Raw genomic sequence first — 15,373 nt, 5'->3', positions numbered from 1 at the left:
ACTTTAACAATGGCGTAAAGAACAGCCATGCTCCTGGGGGCAACGTGAATTTCCAGCAACTCAAGATTATCCGCGAGGCGGCCCGGCGGGATTACAATCTCACCGAGGTCGCCAATATCCTTTTCACCTCGCAGTCCGGCGTCAGCCGCCACATTCGCGAGCTGGAAGAAGAGTTAGGCATTGAGATTTTCATTCGCCGGGGCAAACGGTTATTAGGTATGACCGAACCGGGAAAGGCGCTGCTGGTGATTGCCGAACGCATTCTGAACGAAGCCAGCAACGTCAGGCGGCTGGCGGATCTCTTCACCAACGATGCCAGCGGCGTGCTGACCATCGCCACTACCCACACCCAGGCGCGCTACAGCCTTCCCGTGATTATTAAGGCCTTCCGGGCGCTGTTCCCTGAGGTACGCCTGGAGCTTATCCAGGGCACGCCGCAGGAGATTGAAGCGCTGATCCACAGCGGCACGGCGGATATCGGCATCGCCAGCGAACGCCTGAGCACCGACCCGACTCTGGTCGCCTATCCCTGGTTCCGCTGGTATCACAGCCTGCTGGTGCCGAAAGGCCACCCACTGATCCACGCCAGCCCTCTGACCCTCGACGATATCAGCCGCTGGCCGCTTATTACCTATCGGCAGGGTATTACCGGCCGTTCACGTATTGACGAAGCGTTTTCACGCCGGGGGCTGACGCCGGATATCGTGCTCAGCGCGCAGGATTCGGACGTGGTGAAAACCTACGTCGATCTTGGCCTGGGCATCGGGCTGGTGGCCGATCAGGCCAGCGGCGAGGAGGGAAGTCTGGTACGCCTGGATACACGGCATCTTTTTGACGCCAATACCGTGTGGCTGGGGATCAAGCGCGGCCAGCTGCAGCGGAACTATGTCTGGCGGTTTATCGAGCTTTGCAATCCTGAACTTTCGGTAGAGGAAATTAAGCGCCAGGCGCTGGAGTCAGACGAGGTGGTTATCGACTTCCAGATTTAATTCGCCGGGAAAGGGCGATAGCCTCGCCCGTTATTCTTAGTTTGGGCGTTTATTTTTCACGAAGCCTAAACGCAAAAAAGCCCGCTTAAGTTTCCTTAAGCAGGCTCTCGAATTTGGCTCCTCTGACTGGACTCGAACCAGTGACATACGGATTAACAGTCCGCCGTTCTACCGACTGAACTACAGAGGAATCGTTTGAACGAGGCGAATAGTAGCCTCACGTTTAAAAAGAGTCAACGACAAAAATAACGTCTTGATTCGAATGAGCAAATTAGAATCAACTTGCGGAATTAATGCACCGTTTTGCCGTCCGCATCGTGGGGGTTTTCGTTACGACGCAGGCGTTGCAGAGGATCCTGGCCGTAAAACAGGCGAAAACGCTGATAGAGCGACGGAAAGCGCGGGGCCAGCAGCTCCGGCGCGCTGAAGAAGTACTCGGAAAGCACCGCGAAGCACTCTGCCGGCTCGCTTGCCGCGTAGGCATCTATACTAGCCGCATTCTCGCCGACCAGATCGATTTCATCCTGGATATTATTCATGGCCGCGTACAGGTCGTGTTCCCAGGCGGCGACGTCCCGCAGCGCGATAAGCGGGATACCGCTTGCCCTGTCGCCGTTGCGCATATCCAGCTTGTGGGCCACCTCGTGGACGATAAGGTTAAAGCCTGAGGCGTCGAAGGAGTCCTGCACGTCCAGCCAGTTAAGTACGATTGGGCCCTGCTGCCAGCTCTGCCCGGATTGCACGACGCGCTGATTGTGAACCAGGCCGAAATCATCCTGCCATTCATCGTCAACCACGAAAGGAGCAGGGTAGATCAGCACCTCGTGAAAGCCATCCAGCCATTCCAGCCCCAGCTCCATCACCGGCAGGCAGAACAGCAGGGCAATGCGCGCGCTTTTCAGTTCGTCAAGTTCAAAGCCCTGAAGCGGGACCAGCCGCTTCTGCTGCAAAAAGCGATCGGCCAGACGGATGAGTTTCTGCTGCTCAACCGCGGTGAGGTCGGCCAGCACGGGGATGGCAAAAGCCTGCTCCCAGGGCAGGGCGGAGACAGCGGATGAATCACTTACTTTCCAGGGCCACTTAATCATGTACTTGCTCACAAAGTCATCATGGTTGCAGGAGAGAAGATATCGGCATCATTAATGCCCCTCAGCGGGCCATTATTCAAGCACTTAATGATTTTTACTTCAACGATGCGGGTCACAAGTGTGCCTTCAGCTACGGAATTATCTGAATAACTTAAACATTGCTTTGGCCTGGATAAAATGCGGAACGAAAAAAAGCCCGCGATAAGCGGGCTAAACAATACAAAGGGGGGTAGGTCTTTTTTTTAGAACTGGTAAATCATGCCAACGCCAACAACGTCGTCGGTAGAGATGCCGGCATCGTTGTAGAAGTCGTCATTGCCGTCCAGCAGGTTGATTTTGTAATCTGCGTAGGCGGAGAAGTTTTTGTTGAAGTAGTAGGTAGCGGCGACATCAACGTATTTCACCAGGTCTTTGTCGTTACCGTAGCCAGAGTTCAGCTCTTTACCTTTAGACTGCAGGTAGGCTACGGACGGGCGCAGGCCGAAGTCGAACTGGTACTGAGCCACAACTTCAAAGTTCTGGGTTTTGTTGGCAATATAACCGGCACCAAACGGCGTCATATTATTGGTTTCGGCATACATTGCTGCCAGATAGATATTGTTGGCGTCATATTTAGTACCGACGGTCCAGGCTTCAGCCTTTTCGCCACCGGCCATAACGGTATCACCACGGCCTAATGCTTCCTGCTCATTAGTACGGTCAGAGGAGGAGAAGGCTGCACCGAAGCTCAAACCAAAGTTGAAATCGTAGGAGGAGGACATGCCCCAGCCATCACCGTTGGAATACTTGTAGCTGCGGCCATTGTTGGTGCCTTCCTGATCTTCGTTATCATTAGCACCTTCGTTAGCGCCCTGGTACTGGATGGCAAAGTTCAGGCCATCTACCAGACCGAAGAAGTCGGCATTACGGTAGGTTGCCACGCCGCTCGCACGGCCCATCATGTAGTTATCGGTTTGCGCCGCGGTGTCACCACCGAAGACTGGCAGCATATCCGTCCATGCGTCGATATCGTAAACAACACCGTAGTTACGGCCGTAGTCCAGCGAGCCGTAGTCGCCAAACTTCAGACCAGCGAAGGCCAGACGAGTCCATGCCTTCCTGCCGCTGTCCTCGGTGTCGTTTGCCATCATTTTGTATTCCCACTGGCCGAAGCCCATGAGCGCGCTGTTAATCTGCGTTTCGCCTCTGAACCCTATTTGGGTATAAGTGGCATCGCCGTCATCACCTTTATTATCAGAGAAGGTATGGCGCGCATCGACTTTGCCATACAGGTCAACTTTATTACCGTCTTTATTATACATTTCCGCCGCGTTAGCCGCGCCCAGGGTCAGTATTGCTGGAATAAGTAATGCCAGTGCTGTTCTTTTCATATAGATAATCCTTTTAAATATAATTAGAATGAATGATTGTTTCAGTCCTGAACAACCAGCAACATCGTAACCAAATAGTTCATACTTTCTACCGGGTGAGGTGTAAGTTGTATAATGGAAGTGTTGCAAATTGTAATTATACTATTTCCATGCAAGCTTATGATTAACATGGTTATTTAATATATCTGCTTGCTTTTGTGTTTTAATTAAAAATATTAATGATCATAAAAATATATCGTATTTATGTTTTATTTTATTTCCGCGATTAAAGGATCGATGAATATTTACCCCTTCGCGTTACGTTTTCAATGAGTAATAGATCGTCAGTATTCGTACGCAATATGGCCAGTTTTCGGCAGGGGTTGATAAGGGACAAAAAACATCGTTAAAAGCGATCAAATGCGCTCTATAATGTGATAAAAGTCACATTGTGAAGGTGGCGAGGCCATCGTTTGTCCTGTTTTTTGCTTGAGAGGAGATGTTAAACGTTATGGATGCGAAGCCAACCCGTAGCCCGGGTGGAAAACTAGCGCTGTGGTTGTTCTATGCTTTTTGTCTCTACATCGTCTGGGCGATGGTGAAGTACTTTTGGGTGGTCAGCAGCGTGACGGGGGGCGATATGGGTTCCTTTGCCGGTAAGCTGTTGGGCGCGCTGATGGGCCTGCTGGTATTGGGGTCCGTCGCCGCCGTTCTGGGCTGGATTGTCTGGTATACGCGGCCTCGGCAGTACGGCCCGCGAGCGCGTTCGTCCCATCGCGGTTAATCTGCTTTAGCGTTTTTGCCCGTTAATTTGCTAAATTTGTGATCCTGTACTCATATTAAGTACCGGGTTTAGCAACGAATCGAGGAGTACGTATGCCGATAGCCCTCTGGCAGGAACGCTTTGAAACCTGGCTGCGCGACAACTGGGCGCAGGACGATAAGGCCCACGATGTGGCGCACTTTCACCGCGTGTGGAAGACCGCGCAGCGAATAATGACAGGCAGCGAAGCCGACCGTTTAGTTGTCCTCACCGCCTGTTATTTTCACGATATTGTTAACCTGCCGAAGAATCATCCGCAGCGGCACCTCGCCTCGACGCAGGCGGCACAGGAGACGTTGCGTATTCTGGATGCCGATTTCCCGGATTTCCCCCGCGAGCTTTACGATGCGGTGGCGCATGCCGTTCGCGCCCATAGTTTTAGCGCAGGCATTGCGCCGCAAACCCTGGAAGCAAAAATCGTTCAGGATGCGGACCGGCTTGAATCTTTGGGCGCTATTGGCCTTGCCCGGGTGTTTTACACATCGGGGGCGTTAGGCCGTCCGTTGTTCGACAGCACGGATCCGCTGGCGCAGTCCCGGGAGCTGGATGACACGACCTACGCGCTCGACCATTTCCAGAAAAAACTCTTTAAACTTCCTGAAACCATGCAAACCGAAGCGGGAAGGGAGCTTGCACGCCTCAACGCCGATTTTCTGGTGCACTACATGGCCAAGCTGTGTGCCGAACTAAAAGGCGATTACCACGAAATAGACAGCGACGTCCTGCAACAGTTTATCTCCTCACGCTAACGGCTGCCCGCCGGATGCGGGCACGCTTTCTCTCTGGGTCAAATCAGTGATAAAGTCGCACATTATTTTCCCTTCCAGGGTTTAGGATGAACGACCTCGACGCGATTGCAGAGCACCTCTCAGAACAGGCCTTACACCAGCAGCGGCAGCAGATGGAAGCTGACCACGAGCTGGTCAGCCGGATCCTTAAAATCTACGATCAAAAAACCGTGGCGCATCATCTGCGGCAGGTCAGCGGCGACTGGACGCGTGAATCGTTAAACCGCTGGTTCAACCGCAAATCAGCCCCGCGAAGCCTGACGCCTGTAGAAGTGACGATGCTGCAAAGCATGCTTCCCTCGCCGCCTGCCCACCACGGCAAATACGCGTTTCGTTTTATCGATCTCTTTGCGGGCATCGGCGGCATTCGCAGCGGCTTTGAGGCCATTGGCGGACAGTGCGTATTTACCAGCGAGTGGAATAAATATGCGGTACGTACCTATAAGGCCAACTGGTACTGCGACCCGCAGCAGCATCAGTTCAACGAAGATATCCGCGATGTGACCCAGAGCCACCGCACGGACCTCAGCGATGAGGAGGCTGCCGCGCACATTAAGGCCACCCTGCCGGATCACGACGTCCTGCTTGCGGGCTTCCCCTGCCAGCCCTTCTCGCTGGCTGGCGTCTCGAAAAAGAACGCGCTGGGCCGGGCGCATGGCTTCGCCTGCGAAACCCAGGGCACGCTGTTCTTCGACGTGGCCCGCATTATTGATGCCAAGCGTCCGGCAATCTTCGTGCTGGAAAACGTTAAAAATCTTAAGAGCCACGACAAGGGCAACACCTTCCGTATCATTATGGAAACGCTTGATGGCCTGGGGTATGAAGTAGCAGATGCGGCCGTGGCGGGAGCGGGCGATCCGAAGATTATCGACGGGAAAAACTTCCTGCCCCAGCACCGCGAGCGTATCGTGCTGGTCGGGTTCCGTCGCGACCTGAATCTGCACCATGACTTCACGCTGCGCACTCTGGACGCGCTTTATCCAAAGCGCCGCATCACCTTTGGTGAGCTGCTGGATCCGGTCGTGGACGAAAAATACATCCTGACGCCGACGCTGTGGAAGTACCTCTATAACTACGCGAAAAAGCATCAGGCGAAGGGCAACGGCTTTGGCTACGGCCTGGTGGACCCGACCAATCCGGCCAGCGTGGCAAGAACCCTGTCGGCGCGTTATTTTAAAGATGGGGCGGAAATCCTGGTCGACCGAGGCTGGGACAAGGCGCTGGGCGAGAAGGATTTTAACGATCCTGAAAACCAGAAGCGTCGGCCACGCCGCTTAACGCCGCGTGAATGCGCGAGGCTGATGGGCTTTGAGGCGGTGCAGGGCAAATCTTTCCGTATTCCGGTGTCTGATACTCAGGCTTACCGGCAGTTCGGCAACTCTGTCGTGGTGCCAGCGTTTGCGGCAGTCGCTAAACTTCTGGAAGAGAAAATCAGGCTGGCGGTGAAAAAGCGCTAACGGGAGGTAAACAATGGCTGATGTTCACAGCAAAGAAGTGCGCAGCAAAAATATGCGCGCTATTGCAACGCGGGATACGGCCATTGAAAAGCGCCTGGCGGGACTTCTGAACGACTGCGGGTTTGCTTTCCGGGTGCAGGATGCGGCGCTTGCCGGGCGGCCTGATTTTGTTGTCGAAGAGTACCGCTGCATTATCTTTACCCACGGCTGCTTCTGGCATCATCACGACTGTTATCTCTTCAGGGTTCCCGCGACGCGCACCGACTTCTGGCTTGAGAAGATCGGCAAGAACGTTGCGCGAGACAAGCGTGATATTCACCGCCTGCTCAGCGAAGAGTGGCGCGTGCTGATAGTCTGGGAATGCGCGCTGCGGGGCCGGGAAAAGCTCAGCGACGAGTCGCTGAGGGAAAGGCTTGAAGAGTGGATTTGCGGCGGCGGGCGCTATGCGGAGATTAATACCGCAGGTATTCACGAGCGCGAGGAGTAACGGGCAGCCAGCGCCGCCCGTAAACGCACTACTTATCTACCTCACACGCGGTCATTACCGGCTTTGGGGGCAGCAGATATTTCCCGAGGGTGACCAGCACTACCGCAAAGATAATCACGCCTAAAGCCAGCCATTCGACCGGCGACAAACTTTCCCCTGCGAACCCGGTGCCCAGTAAAACAGCCACCACAGGGTTAACGTAGGCGTAGCTGGTGGCGACCGCTGGCACCACGTTTCGAATCAGGTACATATAAGCGCTGATGGCGATAATCGAGCCGAACAGGGCCAGATAGCCAACGGCCATAAAGCCCGCTGCCGTTGGCATTACCGTCAACCTTTCCCCCGTCAGGGCCGCCGCGCCCAGCAGGACAATGCCCGCTGCCAGCATCTCAATGGCGCCCGCCATCAGCCCCTTAGGTAGCTCAATACGCGAGCCGTAAACCGAGCCGAATGCCCAGCTCACAGAGCCAACCAGAATCAACAGCGCCCCGCCAGGGTTGCCGCTCAGGTTGCCGCCGCTGTTCAGCAGGACAATGCCCGCAAGGCCTATGGCGATGCCGAGCCACTCCAGCTTGCGCGTGGGAATGCCAAACAGACGGCTGAAACACAGGGTAAACAGCGGCACCGTTGCCACCATTACGGCTGCGATGCCGGAAGGCACGTGCTGATGTTCGGCAACGGTCACAAAGCCGTTGCCCACGGCCAGCAGCAGAACGCCAATTAACGCGGCGTTTAGCATGGGCCTGAGGGGCGGGAGTTTATGGCCGCGCAGCAGCAGTACCGCCAGCAGCAGAACCCCGGCGCTCATAAAGCGCACGCCAGCCATCATAAACGGCGGCCAGCTTTTCACGCCGATGGCGATGGCAAAATAGGTTGAACCCCAGATGATATACAGCGCAAACAGCGCGGCTACCAGCGGTAACAGCTGTCCGGAACGAACACGCATACTTCCTCACGATACGAAAGACAGAAGGCTAATAGTTAACGCCAAAACTATCCGTCTGGCGAGAATTTTACTTGTTATTGAACTGTTAATTTTCATTGACAGCGCGCTTCGATTTTTCGTCCTCCGGGTTTTGCTCCATACTGTTGAAGACACTTACAAAAAAGGAAGATGATTTTGGCTGGAAGTAGCTTACTAACGCTTCTCGATGATATCGCCACGCTGCTGGACGATATCTCTTTAATGGGCAAGCTGGCGGCAAAGAAAACGGCTGGCGTACTGGGGGATGACTTATCGCTTAACGCCCAGCAGGTTTCCGGCGTGCGGGCAAACCGCGAGCTGCCGGTGGTGTGGAGCGTGGCGAAAGGTTCGTTTCTGAATAAGCTGATCCTGGTGCCGCTGGCTTTAGTTATCAGCGCCTTCGCGCCCTGGGCTATCACACCGCTGCTGATGGTGGGCGGGGCGTTTTTGTGTTTTGAAGGGGTGGAGAAGGTGGTGCACAGTTTGCAGGCGCGCAAACACAAAGAAACCCCCGAAGAAAAAAAGGCCCGTCTGGATGCCGTAGCTAAGCAGGATCCGATGGTTTACGAGCGCGATAAGGTGAAAGGGGCTATTCGCACCGATTTTATACTTTCGGCCGAAATCGTCGCCATCACGCTCGGCATTGTCGCTGATGCGCCGCTGCTAAATCAGGTGCTGGTACTTTCCGGGATTGCGATTCTGGTTACCGTGGGCGTTTATGGCCTGGTCGGCATGATCGTCAAGCTTGACGATCTGGGCTACTGGCTGGTGGAAAAGAGCTCGGCGCTGGCGAAAGGCATCGGTAAAGCGCTGCTGGTGCTGGCCCCCTGGCTGATGAAGTTCCTGTCGGTTGTCGGTACGCTGGCCATGTTCCTCGTCGGCGGCGGGATCCTGGTACACGGCATTCCCGCATTACACCATGCGATTGAAAACTTTACGCAGCCGTTCGGCGGCGTGGTGCATCTGCTTGGCCCGACGCTGGTCAATCTTGTGCTCGGTTTTATCGTCGGCGGCATCGTTCTGCTGGCTGTAAACGGAATAAACCGCCTGCGGGGCAAAGCGGCTCACTAAGAATTTACTGAAATTTGCGTTTTGTGCCGGGCATAAATGCTGCTTTTTGACTATACCTGTAAAAGTTTTCACCCCTGATACCGGAGGCAGATATGGTCTATTTGGTCAGCGATGAAGTTCAGCCTAAAAATGGTGGCCCAAGGATGATCGTTACGGGCTATTCCAGCGGCATGGTTGAGTGCCGCTGGTATGATGGTTTTGGCGTCAAACGTGAGGCCTTCCGCGAGGACGATCTTGCCCCTACGGCCACCAGAGCACAGCAGCAAAGCTAAATAAAAAAATACCCGGTTTAATCACCGGGTATTTTTTATGCCAAGTCGGCAGTTTTGTAGGGTGGATAAGCGTAAGCGTCATCCACCATTGACGGCTGTTGTGTCGGATGACGCTATCGCTTATCCGACCTACGAAAAAGGTTTGTCATCAGTCTAACCCGGTTTAATCACCGGGTATTTTTTTATGCCACGTCGGCAGTGAAATGCGCGAGCGGTGGGGTGAGGCGCAGTGTCAGATGCGGATCCTGGCGGCAGGCCTGCGGCGTAATGCCGTAGTATTTCTTAAATAGCGTTGTGAACTGCGACTGGGAGCTGAAGCCAAACTCCATGGCGATATCCAGAATCCGCAGGTTGGTTTCGCGCAGCTTGTAAACCGCCTCGGTAAGCTTGCGCTCCCGAATGTAACGCCCGATGGCTATGCCGGTCGTGGCGCGAAAAACGCTTTGCATATACCAGACTGAAAAGCCGGAAATGGCCGCCAGCTCCGGCAGCGCGATGCCGCAGTCGAGATGCTTTTCTATCCATTCGCACAGCGAGATAACCAGCGCCTGATGGGAATTCAGTGTCGCCATGGCGAAATCCTCAATTTGAAATTACCCTAAGAATGATCCCTGGGAGAAAGCCCGCATTTGCAGGCATAATACCCGCCCTGGCGCCGGGGACGAAATCAAAGGGCACTTGCGGAAAAATCAGGTAGTTAATCGGGTTTCTATCAGGGAGCGTTGAGTGTCGGTATCATCCCTACAGCGTGTCATCGGGCGTTTCAAACGGCCATTAAAAGTAGTCAACATCTGCTTTATTTTTGTACTGATTTTCTCGACCCTGCTGACCTGGCGCGAGGCGGTGGTGCTGGAAAACGCCTACGTCTCAAGCCAGCGCAACAGTCTGGACAATATTGCCACTACGCTCGACAGGCAGCTGCAATACAATATTGATAACCTGCTGTTTTATCGCAATACGATGTATTACGCGCTGCAGTCGCCGATCTCTACCGACAAATCGCGCAAAGCGCTGGCCTCCTTCGAAGAGCTGCGGACCCTGCCTTTCTGGCAGATACGTCTGGATATCAACCGTAGCCTGCCGCTGAGCGGCGTGTCCGATGAGTTTGTCAGCAGCAGCAGGCTGCTCGACCGCGATGCGGGCACCATCCATCAGGAGCTGGAAGCCGCGCTGGAATTCAGTTACATCATGCGCCTGACGGACAGCAAAAACGATTTACAGCGCCGCGTCTTCTATGCGTCCCGCTCAGGCTTTTACCTGTCCAGCACCCCGCCCAAAGACGACCCGCAAATCATCTCTCGCTATTATCGTCTCGTCGCGCAGCCTTATTTCACCGCTCAGTCGCCGGAAAACAACCCGGACCGTAGTCTGGAATGGACGCACACTTTTAATCCCGCCAGCGCTAATGGTCAGGTCATTACCGCGGCGGTGCCGCTGGACAGCCAGGCCCGCTGGTATGGCGTAGTGGCGATGGATTTCTCCATTGAGTCCATGCATCAGTTTTTGAGCGATGCGCGTCGCGATGCGGACGAAGGGACCATCCTGCTCTACGACAAGAAATTTAATCTGATCGCCAGCTCGGCAAACGAACGGCCGTCCGTCGCCCAGTTCACGGCAACGCAGCAGGCGGATATTGCCAGAAAAGTGGGTGCGGCAAGCCGCGGGGATGAAGGGGAGCTGCGCATGGATAGCCGCTTTGTCACCTGGTCGAAGCTGAATAATTTTGACGGCGTGCTGGTGAAGGTGCATACCCTGGAAGAGGGCGTGCAGGGGGAGTTCGGCCGGATCAGCATTGTGATAGGCATCCTGTGGGTGCTGTTTACCCTGATGCTGCTAGCTTCCTGGCTGGTGATCCGCAGGCTGGTGCATAACATGCTCGCGCTGCAAACGAAGCTAACATGGCGGGCGAACTACGACACGCTGACCAACCTGTACAACCGCGGCGCCTTTTTTGATATCGCCCGCTCGACCGCGGAGCAGTGCAAACGGCAATCGCTGCCGTTCTGCGTGATCCAGATGGATCTCGACTTCTTTAAAAGCATCAACGATCGCTTCGGGCATCACGCCGGGGACATGGTGCTGACCCGCGCGTCTGCGATCCTCAGCGGGGCGCTACGAGCCGGGGACGTAGCTGGGCGAGTAGGGGGCGAGGAATTCTGCATTGTTCTGCCAGGGGCGACGATTGACGATGCGGCGAGGGTGGCCGAGAGGATCCGGGCGCGCATTTCCATTAAAGAACTGCTGCTTAAGCCAGGACAAACGGCGAAAATCACCGCTTCGTTTGGGGTGAGTAGCGCGCTGGAGCATCAGGACTATGACTTTGAGCGGTTACAGTCCGTAGCAGACCAGCGCCTCTACAAAGCAAAGCAGAACGGTCGTAATCAGGTCTGCGTGAGCGACGAGGACGAGTAGATTATTTCTCTGAGGGGATGAAGTGGTCCAGCCCCTCTTTCCAGCCCTCGGGTCCGTAGTGAACGCTGTGGTAAACCCGCAGCGGATTGTCGTTGCGTAATACGACAGGCTGACGACTGTAGCCTTTTACCACCACGGCATAATCCACGCTGTCCAGCAGCGTCGCGTCGTTCGGACCGTCGCCCAGGCCGATAGTGACGTAGCGGGTACCTTCTCGCTGCTCGTATTCACCGTGCAGCCAGCGCAGCGCCCGTCCGATATCACACTGTTTGTCCAGCACCTGCCAGAAACGCCCGCCCTGGACCAGTTTTAGCCCGTGTCTGGCTATCTCCGCCGCGAACGCGGAAAACATCTCTTCGCTGTCGCGCCAGATAAATGCCTCTGAGGCTTCCCTCAGACGCGCAAGGGAGGCCTGTTTACGGGTCTGGCCGGTCAGCTCGCTAACGGTGCTGTCGTCTACGTCGGCGAAACAGGTAAATTTAAAAGCGAACCGATCGCGTAATTTGTTAAGCAAAGCGATTATTTCATCGTGCCGGACACCTACTAAAATTCGTGGGGTACTCTCATCTTCCTCCCACCTTTCCGGCAGCTGAATGACGCCGCCATTTTCGGCGATGAACGGCTGTCCGCTCAGCCCAAGCTCCTTTTGCCACTCCACCATTTCGGCGGAACTTTTACTGCTGCACAATACTACCGGGACGCCACGCTGCTTAAACAGGCCCAGCCAGCCGCTTGCCGCTTCCCAGCGGTAGGTGTGATGGTCCAGCAGGGTGCCATCAAGGTCAGAGGCGATCAGTAACGAGTCAGACAGATGTGGCATTGCGTATCCTTCATATGTTCGGTGAATTTGTATTCGTTAATTCATATTCATTGAAAATATATGCTTGTCTTACAAAAAATTTGCAGTAAGGTGAGTGTCGCCATCAGATTTCCTGATGTAGCGAATTTCAAATGCTTCTTGCATGTTTCATGCTTTTTACATCCCGGCTCCCCGGCCGGGATGCTTTTTCGCTATCTGTTGATCTCACTGACGGTAAAATCATGGATGTCTAATTCAAAGGCTTCCGCAAGCTCGGTATAGGTATGCCATGTGCGGCCGTCGACGCTGACCCGGTGAGGATCTTCCTCGTCACCTGCCCGTTTCACTTCGCTTTCGCTGATTTCATTGATGGCCGCCAGAAGGGCGTCGACATCGATACCAATCTCACGGTGTACCGTTTCGCTGTACTCTTTTGCGGTCTTCATGCGTTTTTCTCCTGCAACTCAACAAACTTAAGTATAGACGCTTAAGAAAATGCTTCGTCGCGGGCGTTCTGCCATGCGAATGAGTCGTTTTTGATCTACACTGGGCACAAAGAATCAGGAGGCTTTTTGTTATGCATATCAATGACCGAGTGACAGTGAAGACCGATGGGGGGCCGCGCCGTCCGGGCGTTGTGTTAGCGGTAGAAGAGTTCAGCGAGGGCACCATGTATCTGGTCTCGCTTGAGGATTATCCGCTGGGGATCTGGTTCTTTAATGAGACGGGGCATCCCGACGGGATTTTTGTCGAGCAGCTGGAGTAAAGACGGTTGCTCGTGGGGCGGATAAGCCTGTGCCATCCGCCTTTTCGGTTTAACCCGCTAAATGGCACGTCGTTTAGCTATTGTGCCGGGTGCTGATATTTTTAAGGCGTAGGGCAGAGGCCGGTCTAATAATTAACGAAGATTCACAAAAATTCCGTTGGTCACGTTATCCGTCAGGCGGACAACATGATATATCACCTGCTTATTATGCGTTTTAATTTTGCGCTTGATATTGCCTTTATGGGATGAAACCGTTTTCGCCTTAATGTTCATTTGATCTGATATTTGTATCGTTCCCTGTCCGGACATCCACATTTTTAACATGCTCGATTCGGTGCGGCTTAAAGAGAGGGTCGGTATATTAATATGTCCGGTGCACTGCGTATTCTTGGCTAAGTATTCTTCGAGTATTTCGTCCAGCGATTCCGGCTTAATAGATTTGGAACTGATTAACAGGTTGTTTCTTACCAGCAGATATTCATCAAAATGGATATTGGCGATAGCCATAAACACGAGGAACAGCGTGCCGGGATGCTGATTGATGATCTGCTTGATGCGCAGGCTGCTTTGCGGGTCGTGTATAAAGCAGTCCTCATTAATAAACACCACGTTGGGCGTCAGGGTCCGGCAGGCTTCATCGAGATCATCGACGCTCTGCACGTCGGTTATCTGCCGCTTTCTGATGCCCCGGCTGGCAAGATAACCGGTGAGCCCCAGCCGGGTATAACTGCATAAGTCCATAATTATCGTTGACATAGCAAACCCTCACTAAGTGTATTTTCTTTATCGCGATCGGTCGGATCGTCCGCTGCTAAATCACCCTGCCTGAATGCTTAAGAATTTTCTCCCGGAGGTGATGATTCGAAAGTAATTTTGGCGGGATTACTATCCCGTAAAGTTATGTATAATTTGCTAAGACTATTCCCAAATTAATGTGAATGTTACGATATGTGAGAGCGATAAAAACATATATCCCGCGTCAGGGATATCCTGGTGGATGTTATTCGATTTTATTTTTAGGATTATCCTCAGAGAGGCATTAAAAAGAGTGTGGATTATCCGGCGGGTATTTCGCTGACGATATCGGCAAGCAGGTCAAATATCTCGCTAAATAAATGTTCGGCGAAGGGGGCAATCAGCGGCATTAATGCCGCCATCACCAGCATGCCAATCGACAGCGTGACCGGGAAGCCAATAACAAAGACCGAAAGCTGGGGGGCCATGCGGTTTAGCAGCCCGAGCGCCAGGTTCAGGGTCAGCAGGAGGGTAATCAGCGGCAGCGCCAGCATCAGGCCGTTCAGGAAGATCAGGCCGCCCGCGCGGCTCAGCGCCATAAACACGTTGCTGTTGATCGGATCGCCGCCAATCGGCAGGGTGTGGAAGGTGTCCACCAGAATAGAGATCAGCCACAGGTGGCCGTTGAACGTCAGGAACAGCAGCATCACCAGCATATCCATCAGCCGCGCCAGCACGGGCATATTCAGGTGGCTGGCCGGGTCGAAGAAGGTGGCAAACGACAGGCCCATCTGCAGGCCAATAATCTCGCCCGCCATGCGAATGGCCGCAAAGGCAAACTGCATCGTAAAGCCGATCAGGATGCCAATCAGGATCTGCTGTGCCGCCAGCCAGAAGCCGGCGACGGAGAAAATGGTCACGCCGGAGGAGGGAAGCGTCGGGGCGACAATCCAGGTGATCATCAGCCCGAGGCCAATTTTGACCTTTTTGGAAATTGCCCGCTCGCTGAGGATAGGCGCGGTACTGATCAGCGCCATAATCCGCAGAAAGGGCCAGAAGCCCATGCTCAGCAAATTCAGCCACTGCGTGCTGTCAACGTGGATCATCCAATCATCGTCGGCAGATTAGTCAGCAGGGTGCGCATATAGTCGAGCAGCAGGTTGAGCATCCAGGGCCCGGCGACCACCATCGTCACGAATACCGCGAGGATCTTCGGAATAAACGACAGCGTCATTTCGTTAATTTGCGTAGCGGCCTGCAGCATGGAAATAATCAGCCCCGTGACCAGGGCCACCAGCAGCAGCGGCGCGGCGAGCGCCAGGGCAACTTTCATCGCCTCGGTGCCCATCATCATGACCGATTCAGGCGTCATC

At 54.1% G+C, this 15,373-nt stretch carries 18 protein-coding genes and 1 tRNA gene; 9 read left to right on the top strand and 10 right to left on the bottom strand.

Annotated features, from left to right (window positions below):
• The first annotated feature begins 44 nt into the window (after window positions 1–44).
• The gene (gene cbl, locus AAE045_RS11490) at window positions 45–989 is read left to right on the top strand and encodes an HTH-type transcriptional regulator Cbl (RefSeq protein WP_455547831.1); all 945 of its coding nucleotides are present in this window, start codon (window positions 45–47) and stop codon (window positions 987–989) included.
• Window positions 990–1,103: 114 nt separating this feature from the next.
• On the opposite strand, the gene AAE045_RS11485 is transcribed toward cbl, so the two are convergent.
• From AAE045_RS11485 to ompC, 3 genes are all read right to left on the bottom strand, one after another.
• A tRNA-Asn gene (locus AAE045_RS11485) sits at window positions 1,104–1,179 on the bottom strand.
• Between the two features lie 100 nt (window positions 1,180–1,279).
• Complete coding sequence (gene mtfA / locus AAE045_RS11480; RefSeq protein WP_455547830.1) at window positions 1,280–2,077, bottom strand: DgsA anti-repressor MtfA; 798 nt, start codon at window positions 2,075–2,077, stop codon at window positions 1,280–1,282.
• A gap of 242 nt (window positions 2,078–2,319) precedes the next feature.
• Window positions 2,320–3,447: a porin OmpC gene (gene ompC / locus AAE045_RS11475; protein WP_455547829.1), complete on the bottom strand. Its 1,128-nt coding sequence runs from the start codon at window positions 3,445–3,447 to the stop codon at window positions 2,320–2,322.
• 490 nt (window positions 3,448–3,937) lie between these two features.
• On the opposite strand from ompC, the gene drpB reads away from it, so the two are divergent.
• The 4 genes from drpB (at window position 3,938) to AAE045_RS11455 (ending at window position 6,981) form a co-directional block, all read left to right on the top strand.
• The gene (drpB, locus tag AAE045_RS11470; protein ID WP_455548057.1) at window positions 3,938–4,210 is read left to right on the top strand and encodes a cell division protein DrpB; all 273 of its coding nucleotides are present in this window, start codon (window positions 3,938–3,940) and stop codon (window positions 4,208–4,210) included.
• 92 nt (window positions 4,211–4,302) lie between these two features.
• Complete coding sequence (locus tag AAE045_RS11465; protein ID WP_455547828.1) at window positions 4,303–4,998, top strand: phosphohydrolase; 696 nt, start codon at window positions 4,303–4,305, stop codon at window positions 4,996–4,998.
• An 86-nt stretch (window positions 4,999–5,084) separates the two neighbouring features.
• Window positions 5,085–6,494 (top strand): DNA cytosine methyltransferase, encoded by a 1,410-nt coding sequence (locus tag AAE045_RS11460; RefSeq protein WP_455547827.1) that lies wholly within the window; start codon window positions 5,085–5,087, stop codon window positions 6,492–6,494.
• A gap of 13 nt (window positions 6,495–6,507) precedes the next feature.
• The gene (locus tag AAE045_RS11455) at window positions 6,508–6,981 is read left to right on the top strand and encodes a very short patch repair endonuclease (RefSeq protein WP_455547826.1); all 474 of its coding nucleotides are present in this window, start codon (window positions 6,508–6,510) and stop codon (window positions 6,979–6,981) included.
• A gap of 28 nt (window positions 6,982–7,009) precedes the next feature.
• Here the strand turns inward: AAE045_RS11455 and yedA are convergent, their stop codons facing one another.
• On the bottom strand, window positions 7,010–7,927 hold the full coding sequence (yedA, locus tag AAE045_RS11450) for a drug/metabolite exporter YedA (RefSeq protein ID WP_455547825.1): 918 nt from the start codon (window positions 7,925–7,927) through the stop codon (window positions 7,010–7,012).
• Window positions 7,928–8,095: 168 nt separating this feature from the next.
• On the opposite strand from yedA, the gene AAE045_RS11445 reads away from it, so the two are divergent.
• Window positions 8,096–9,016, top strand: a complete 921-nt coding sequence (locus tag AAE045_RS11445; protein ID WP_455547824.1) for a DUF808 domain-containing protein — start codon at window positions 8,096–8,098, stop codon at window positions 9,014–9,016.
• A gap of 92 nt (window positions 9,017–9,108) precedes the next feature.
• The gene (locus tag AAE045_RS11440; protein WP_455424983.1) at window positions 9,109–9,288 is read left to right on the top strand and encodes a YodC family protein; all 180 of its coding nucleotides are present in this window, start codon (window positions 9,109–9,111) and stop codon (window positions 9,286–9,288) included.
• Window positions 9,289–9,470: 182 nt separating this feature from the next.
• Here AAE045_RS11440 and AAE045_RS11435 read toward each other — a convergent pair whose 3' ends face one another.
• On the bottom strand, window positions 9,471–9,860 hold the full coding sequence (locus AAE045_RS11435; RefSeq protein ID WP_455547823.1) for a helix-turn-helix domain-containing protein: 390 nt from the start codon (window positions 9,858–9,860) through the stop codon (window positions 9,471–9,473).
• A 154-nt stretch (window positions 9,861–10,014) separates the two neighbouring features.
• Between AAE045_RS11435 and dgcQ the strand changes: the two genes are divergently transcribed.
• Window positions 10,015–11,700, top strand: a complete 1,686-nt coding sequence (dgcQ, locus tag AAE045_RS11430; RefSeq protein ID WP_455547822.1) for a cellulose biosynthesis regulator diguanylate cyclase DgcQ — start codon at window positions 10,015–10,017, stop codon at window positions 11,698–11,700.
• A gap of 1 nt (window position 11,701) precedes the next feature.
• On the opposite strand, the gene AAE045_RS11425 is transcribed toward dgcQ, so the two are convergent.
• Together AAE045_RS11425 and yodD are read right to left on the bottom strand one after the other, a co-directional pair.
• On the bottom strand, window positions 11,702–12,520 hold the full coding sequence (locus AAE045_RS11425; protein WP_455547821.1) for a mannosyl-3-phosphoglycerate phosphatase-related protein: 819 nt from the start codon (window positions 12,518–12,520) through the stop codon (window positions 11,702–11,704).
• A 191-nt stretch (window positions 12,521–12,711) separates the two neighbouring features.
• On the bottom strand, window positions 12,712–12,945 hold the full coding sequence (gene yodD, locus AAE045_RS11420) for a YodD family protein (protein ID WP_455424979.1): 234 nt from the start codon (window positions 12,943–12,945) through the stop codon (window positions 12,712–12,714).
• Window positions 12,946–13,076: 131 nt separating this feature from the next.
• Between yodD and dsrB the strand changes: the two genes are divergently transcribed.
• The gene (dsrB, locus tag AAE045_RS11415; RefSeq protein WP_455547820.1) at window positions 13,077–13,265 is read left to right on the top strand and encodes a protein DsrB; all 189 of its coding nucleotides are present in this window, start codon (window positions 13,077–13,079) and stop codon (window positions 13,263–13,265) included.
• A 132-nt stretch (window positions 13,266–13,397) separates the two neighbouring features.
• Here the strand turns inward: dsrB and rcsA are convergent, their stop codons facing one another.
• The 3 genes from rcsA to fliQ all read right to left on the bottom strand — a co-directional run bounded on the left by rcsA (window position 13,398) and on the right by fliQ (window position 15,372).
• Window positions 13,398–14,021, bottom strand: a complete 624-nt coding sequence (gene rcsA, locus AAE045_RS11410) for a transcriptional regulator RcsA (RefSeq protein ID WP_455547819.1) — start codon at window positions 14,019–14,021, stop codon at window positions 13,398–13,400.
• Between the two features lie 299 nt (window positions 14,022–14,320).
• Complete coding sequence (fliR, locus tag AAE045_RS11405) at window positions 14,321–15,106, bottom strand: flagellar biosynthetic protein FliR (protein ID WP_455547818.1); 786 nt, start codon at window positions 15,104–15,106, stop codon at window positions 14,321–14,323.
• Window positions 15,103–15,372, bottom strand: coding sequence for a flagellar biosynthetic protein FliQ (gene fliQ / locus AAE045_RS11400; protein ID WP_455424976.1), 270 nt, complete (start codon window positions 15,370–15,372; stop codon window positions 15,103–15,105). Before fliQ ends, fliR begins: the two co-directional genes overlap by 4 nt.
• Between the last annotated feature and the right edge of the window lies 1 nt (window position 15,373).

The sequence above is a fragment of the Dryocola clanedunensis genome (assembly GCF_038405435.1).
Lineage (GTDB): Bacteria > Pseudomonadota > Gammaproteobacteria > Enterobacterales > Enterobacteriaceae > Dryocola > Dryocola clanedunensis_A.
The sequence above is the reverse complement of the archived record's forward strand: the minus strand, read 5'-3'. Positions and strand labels throughout refer to the sequence as shown.

What these genes read in the sequence shown, in the direction of transcription:
- mtfA (WP_455547830.1), bottom strand. Translation starts at nt 2,077, where the DNA reads ATGATTAAGTGGCCCTGGAAAGTAAGTGATTCATCCGCTGTCTCCGCC.
- ompC (WP_455547829.1), bottom strand. Translation starts at nt 3,447, where the DNA reads ATGAAAAGAACAGCACTGGCATTACTTATTCCAGCAATACTGACCCTG.
- drpB (WP_455548057.1), top strand. Translation starts at nt 3,938, where the DNA reads ATGGATGCGAAGCCAACCCGTAGCCCGGGTGGAAAACTAGCGCTGTGG.
- AAE045_RS11465 (WP_455547828.1), top strand. Translation starts at nt 4,303, where the DNA reads ATGCCGATAGCCCTCTGGCAGGAACGCTTTGAAACCTGGCTGCGCGAC.
- AAE045_RS11460 (WP_455547827.1), top strand. Translation starts at nt 5,085, where the DNA reads ATGAACGACCTCGACGCGATTGCAGAGCACCTCTCAGAACAGGCCTTA.
- AAE045_RS11455 (WP_455547826.1), top strand. Translation starts at nt 6,508, where the DNA reads ATGGCTGATGTTCACAGCAAAGAAGTGCGCAGCAAAAATATGCGCGCT.
- yedA (WP_455547825.1), bottom strand. Translation starts at nt 7,927, where the DNA reads ATGCGTGTTCGTTCCGGACAGCTGTTACCGCTGGTAGCCGCGCTGTTT.
- AAE045_RS11445 (WP_455547824.1), top strand. Translation starts at nt 8,096, where the DNA reads ATGATTTTGGCTGGAAGTAGCTTACTAACGCTTCTCGATGATATCGCC.
- AAE045_RS11440 (WP_455424983.1), top strand. Translation starts at nt 9,109, where the DNA reads ATGGTCTATTTGGTCAGCGATGAAGTTCAGCCTAAAAATGGTGGCCCA.
- AAE045_RS11435 (WP_455547823.1), bottom strand. Translation starts at nt 9,860, where the DNA reads ATGGCGACACTGAATTCCCATCAGGCGCTGGTTATCTCGCTGTGCGAA.
- AAE045_RS11425 (WP_455547821.1), bottom strand. Translation starts at nt 12,520, where the DNA reads ATGCCACATCTGTCTGACTCGTTACTGATCGCCTCTGACCTTGATGGC.
- yodD (WP_455424979.1), bottom strand. Translation starts at nt 12,945, where the DNA reads ATGAAGACCGCAAAAGAGTACAGCGAAACGGTACACCGTGAGATTGGT.
- dsrB (WP_455547820.1), top strand. Translation starts at nt 13,077, where the DNA reads ATGCATATCAATGACCGAGTGACAGTGAAGACCGATGGGGGGCCGCGC.
- rcsA (WP_455547819.1), bottom strand. Translation starts at nt 14,021, where the DNA reads ATGTCAACGATAATTATGGACTTATGCAGTTATACCCGGCTGGGGCTC.
- fliR (WP_455547818.1), bottom strand. Translation starts at nt 15,106, where the DNA reads ATGATCCACGTTGACAGCACGCAGTGGCTGAATTTGCTGAGCATGGGC.
- fliQ (WP_455424976.1), bottom strand. Translation starts at nt 15,372, where the DNA reads ATGACGCCTGAATCGGTCATGATGATGGGCACCGAGGCGATGAAAGTT.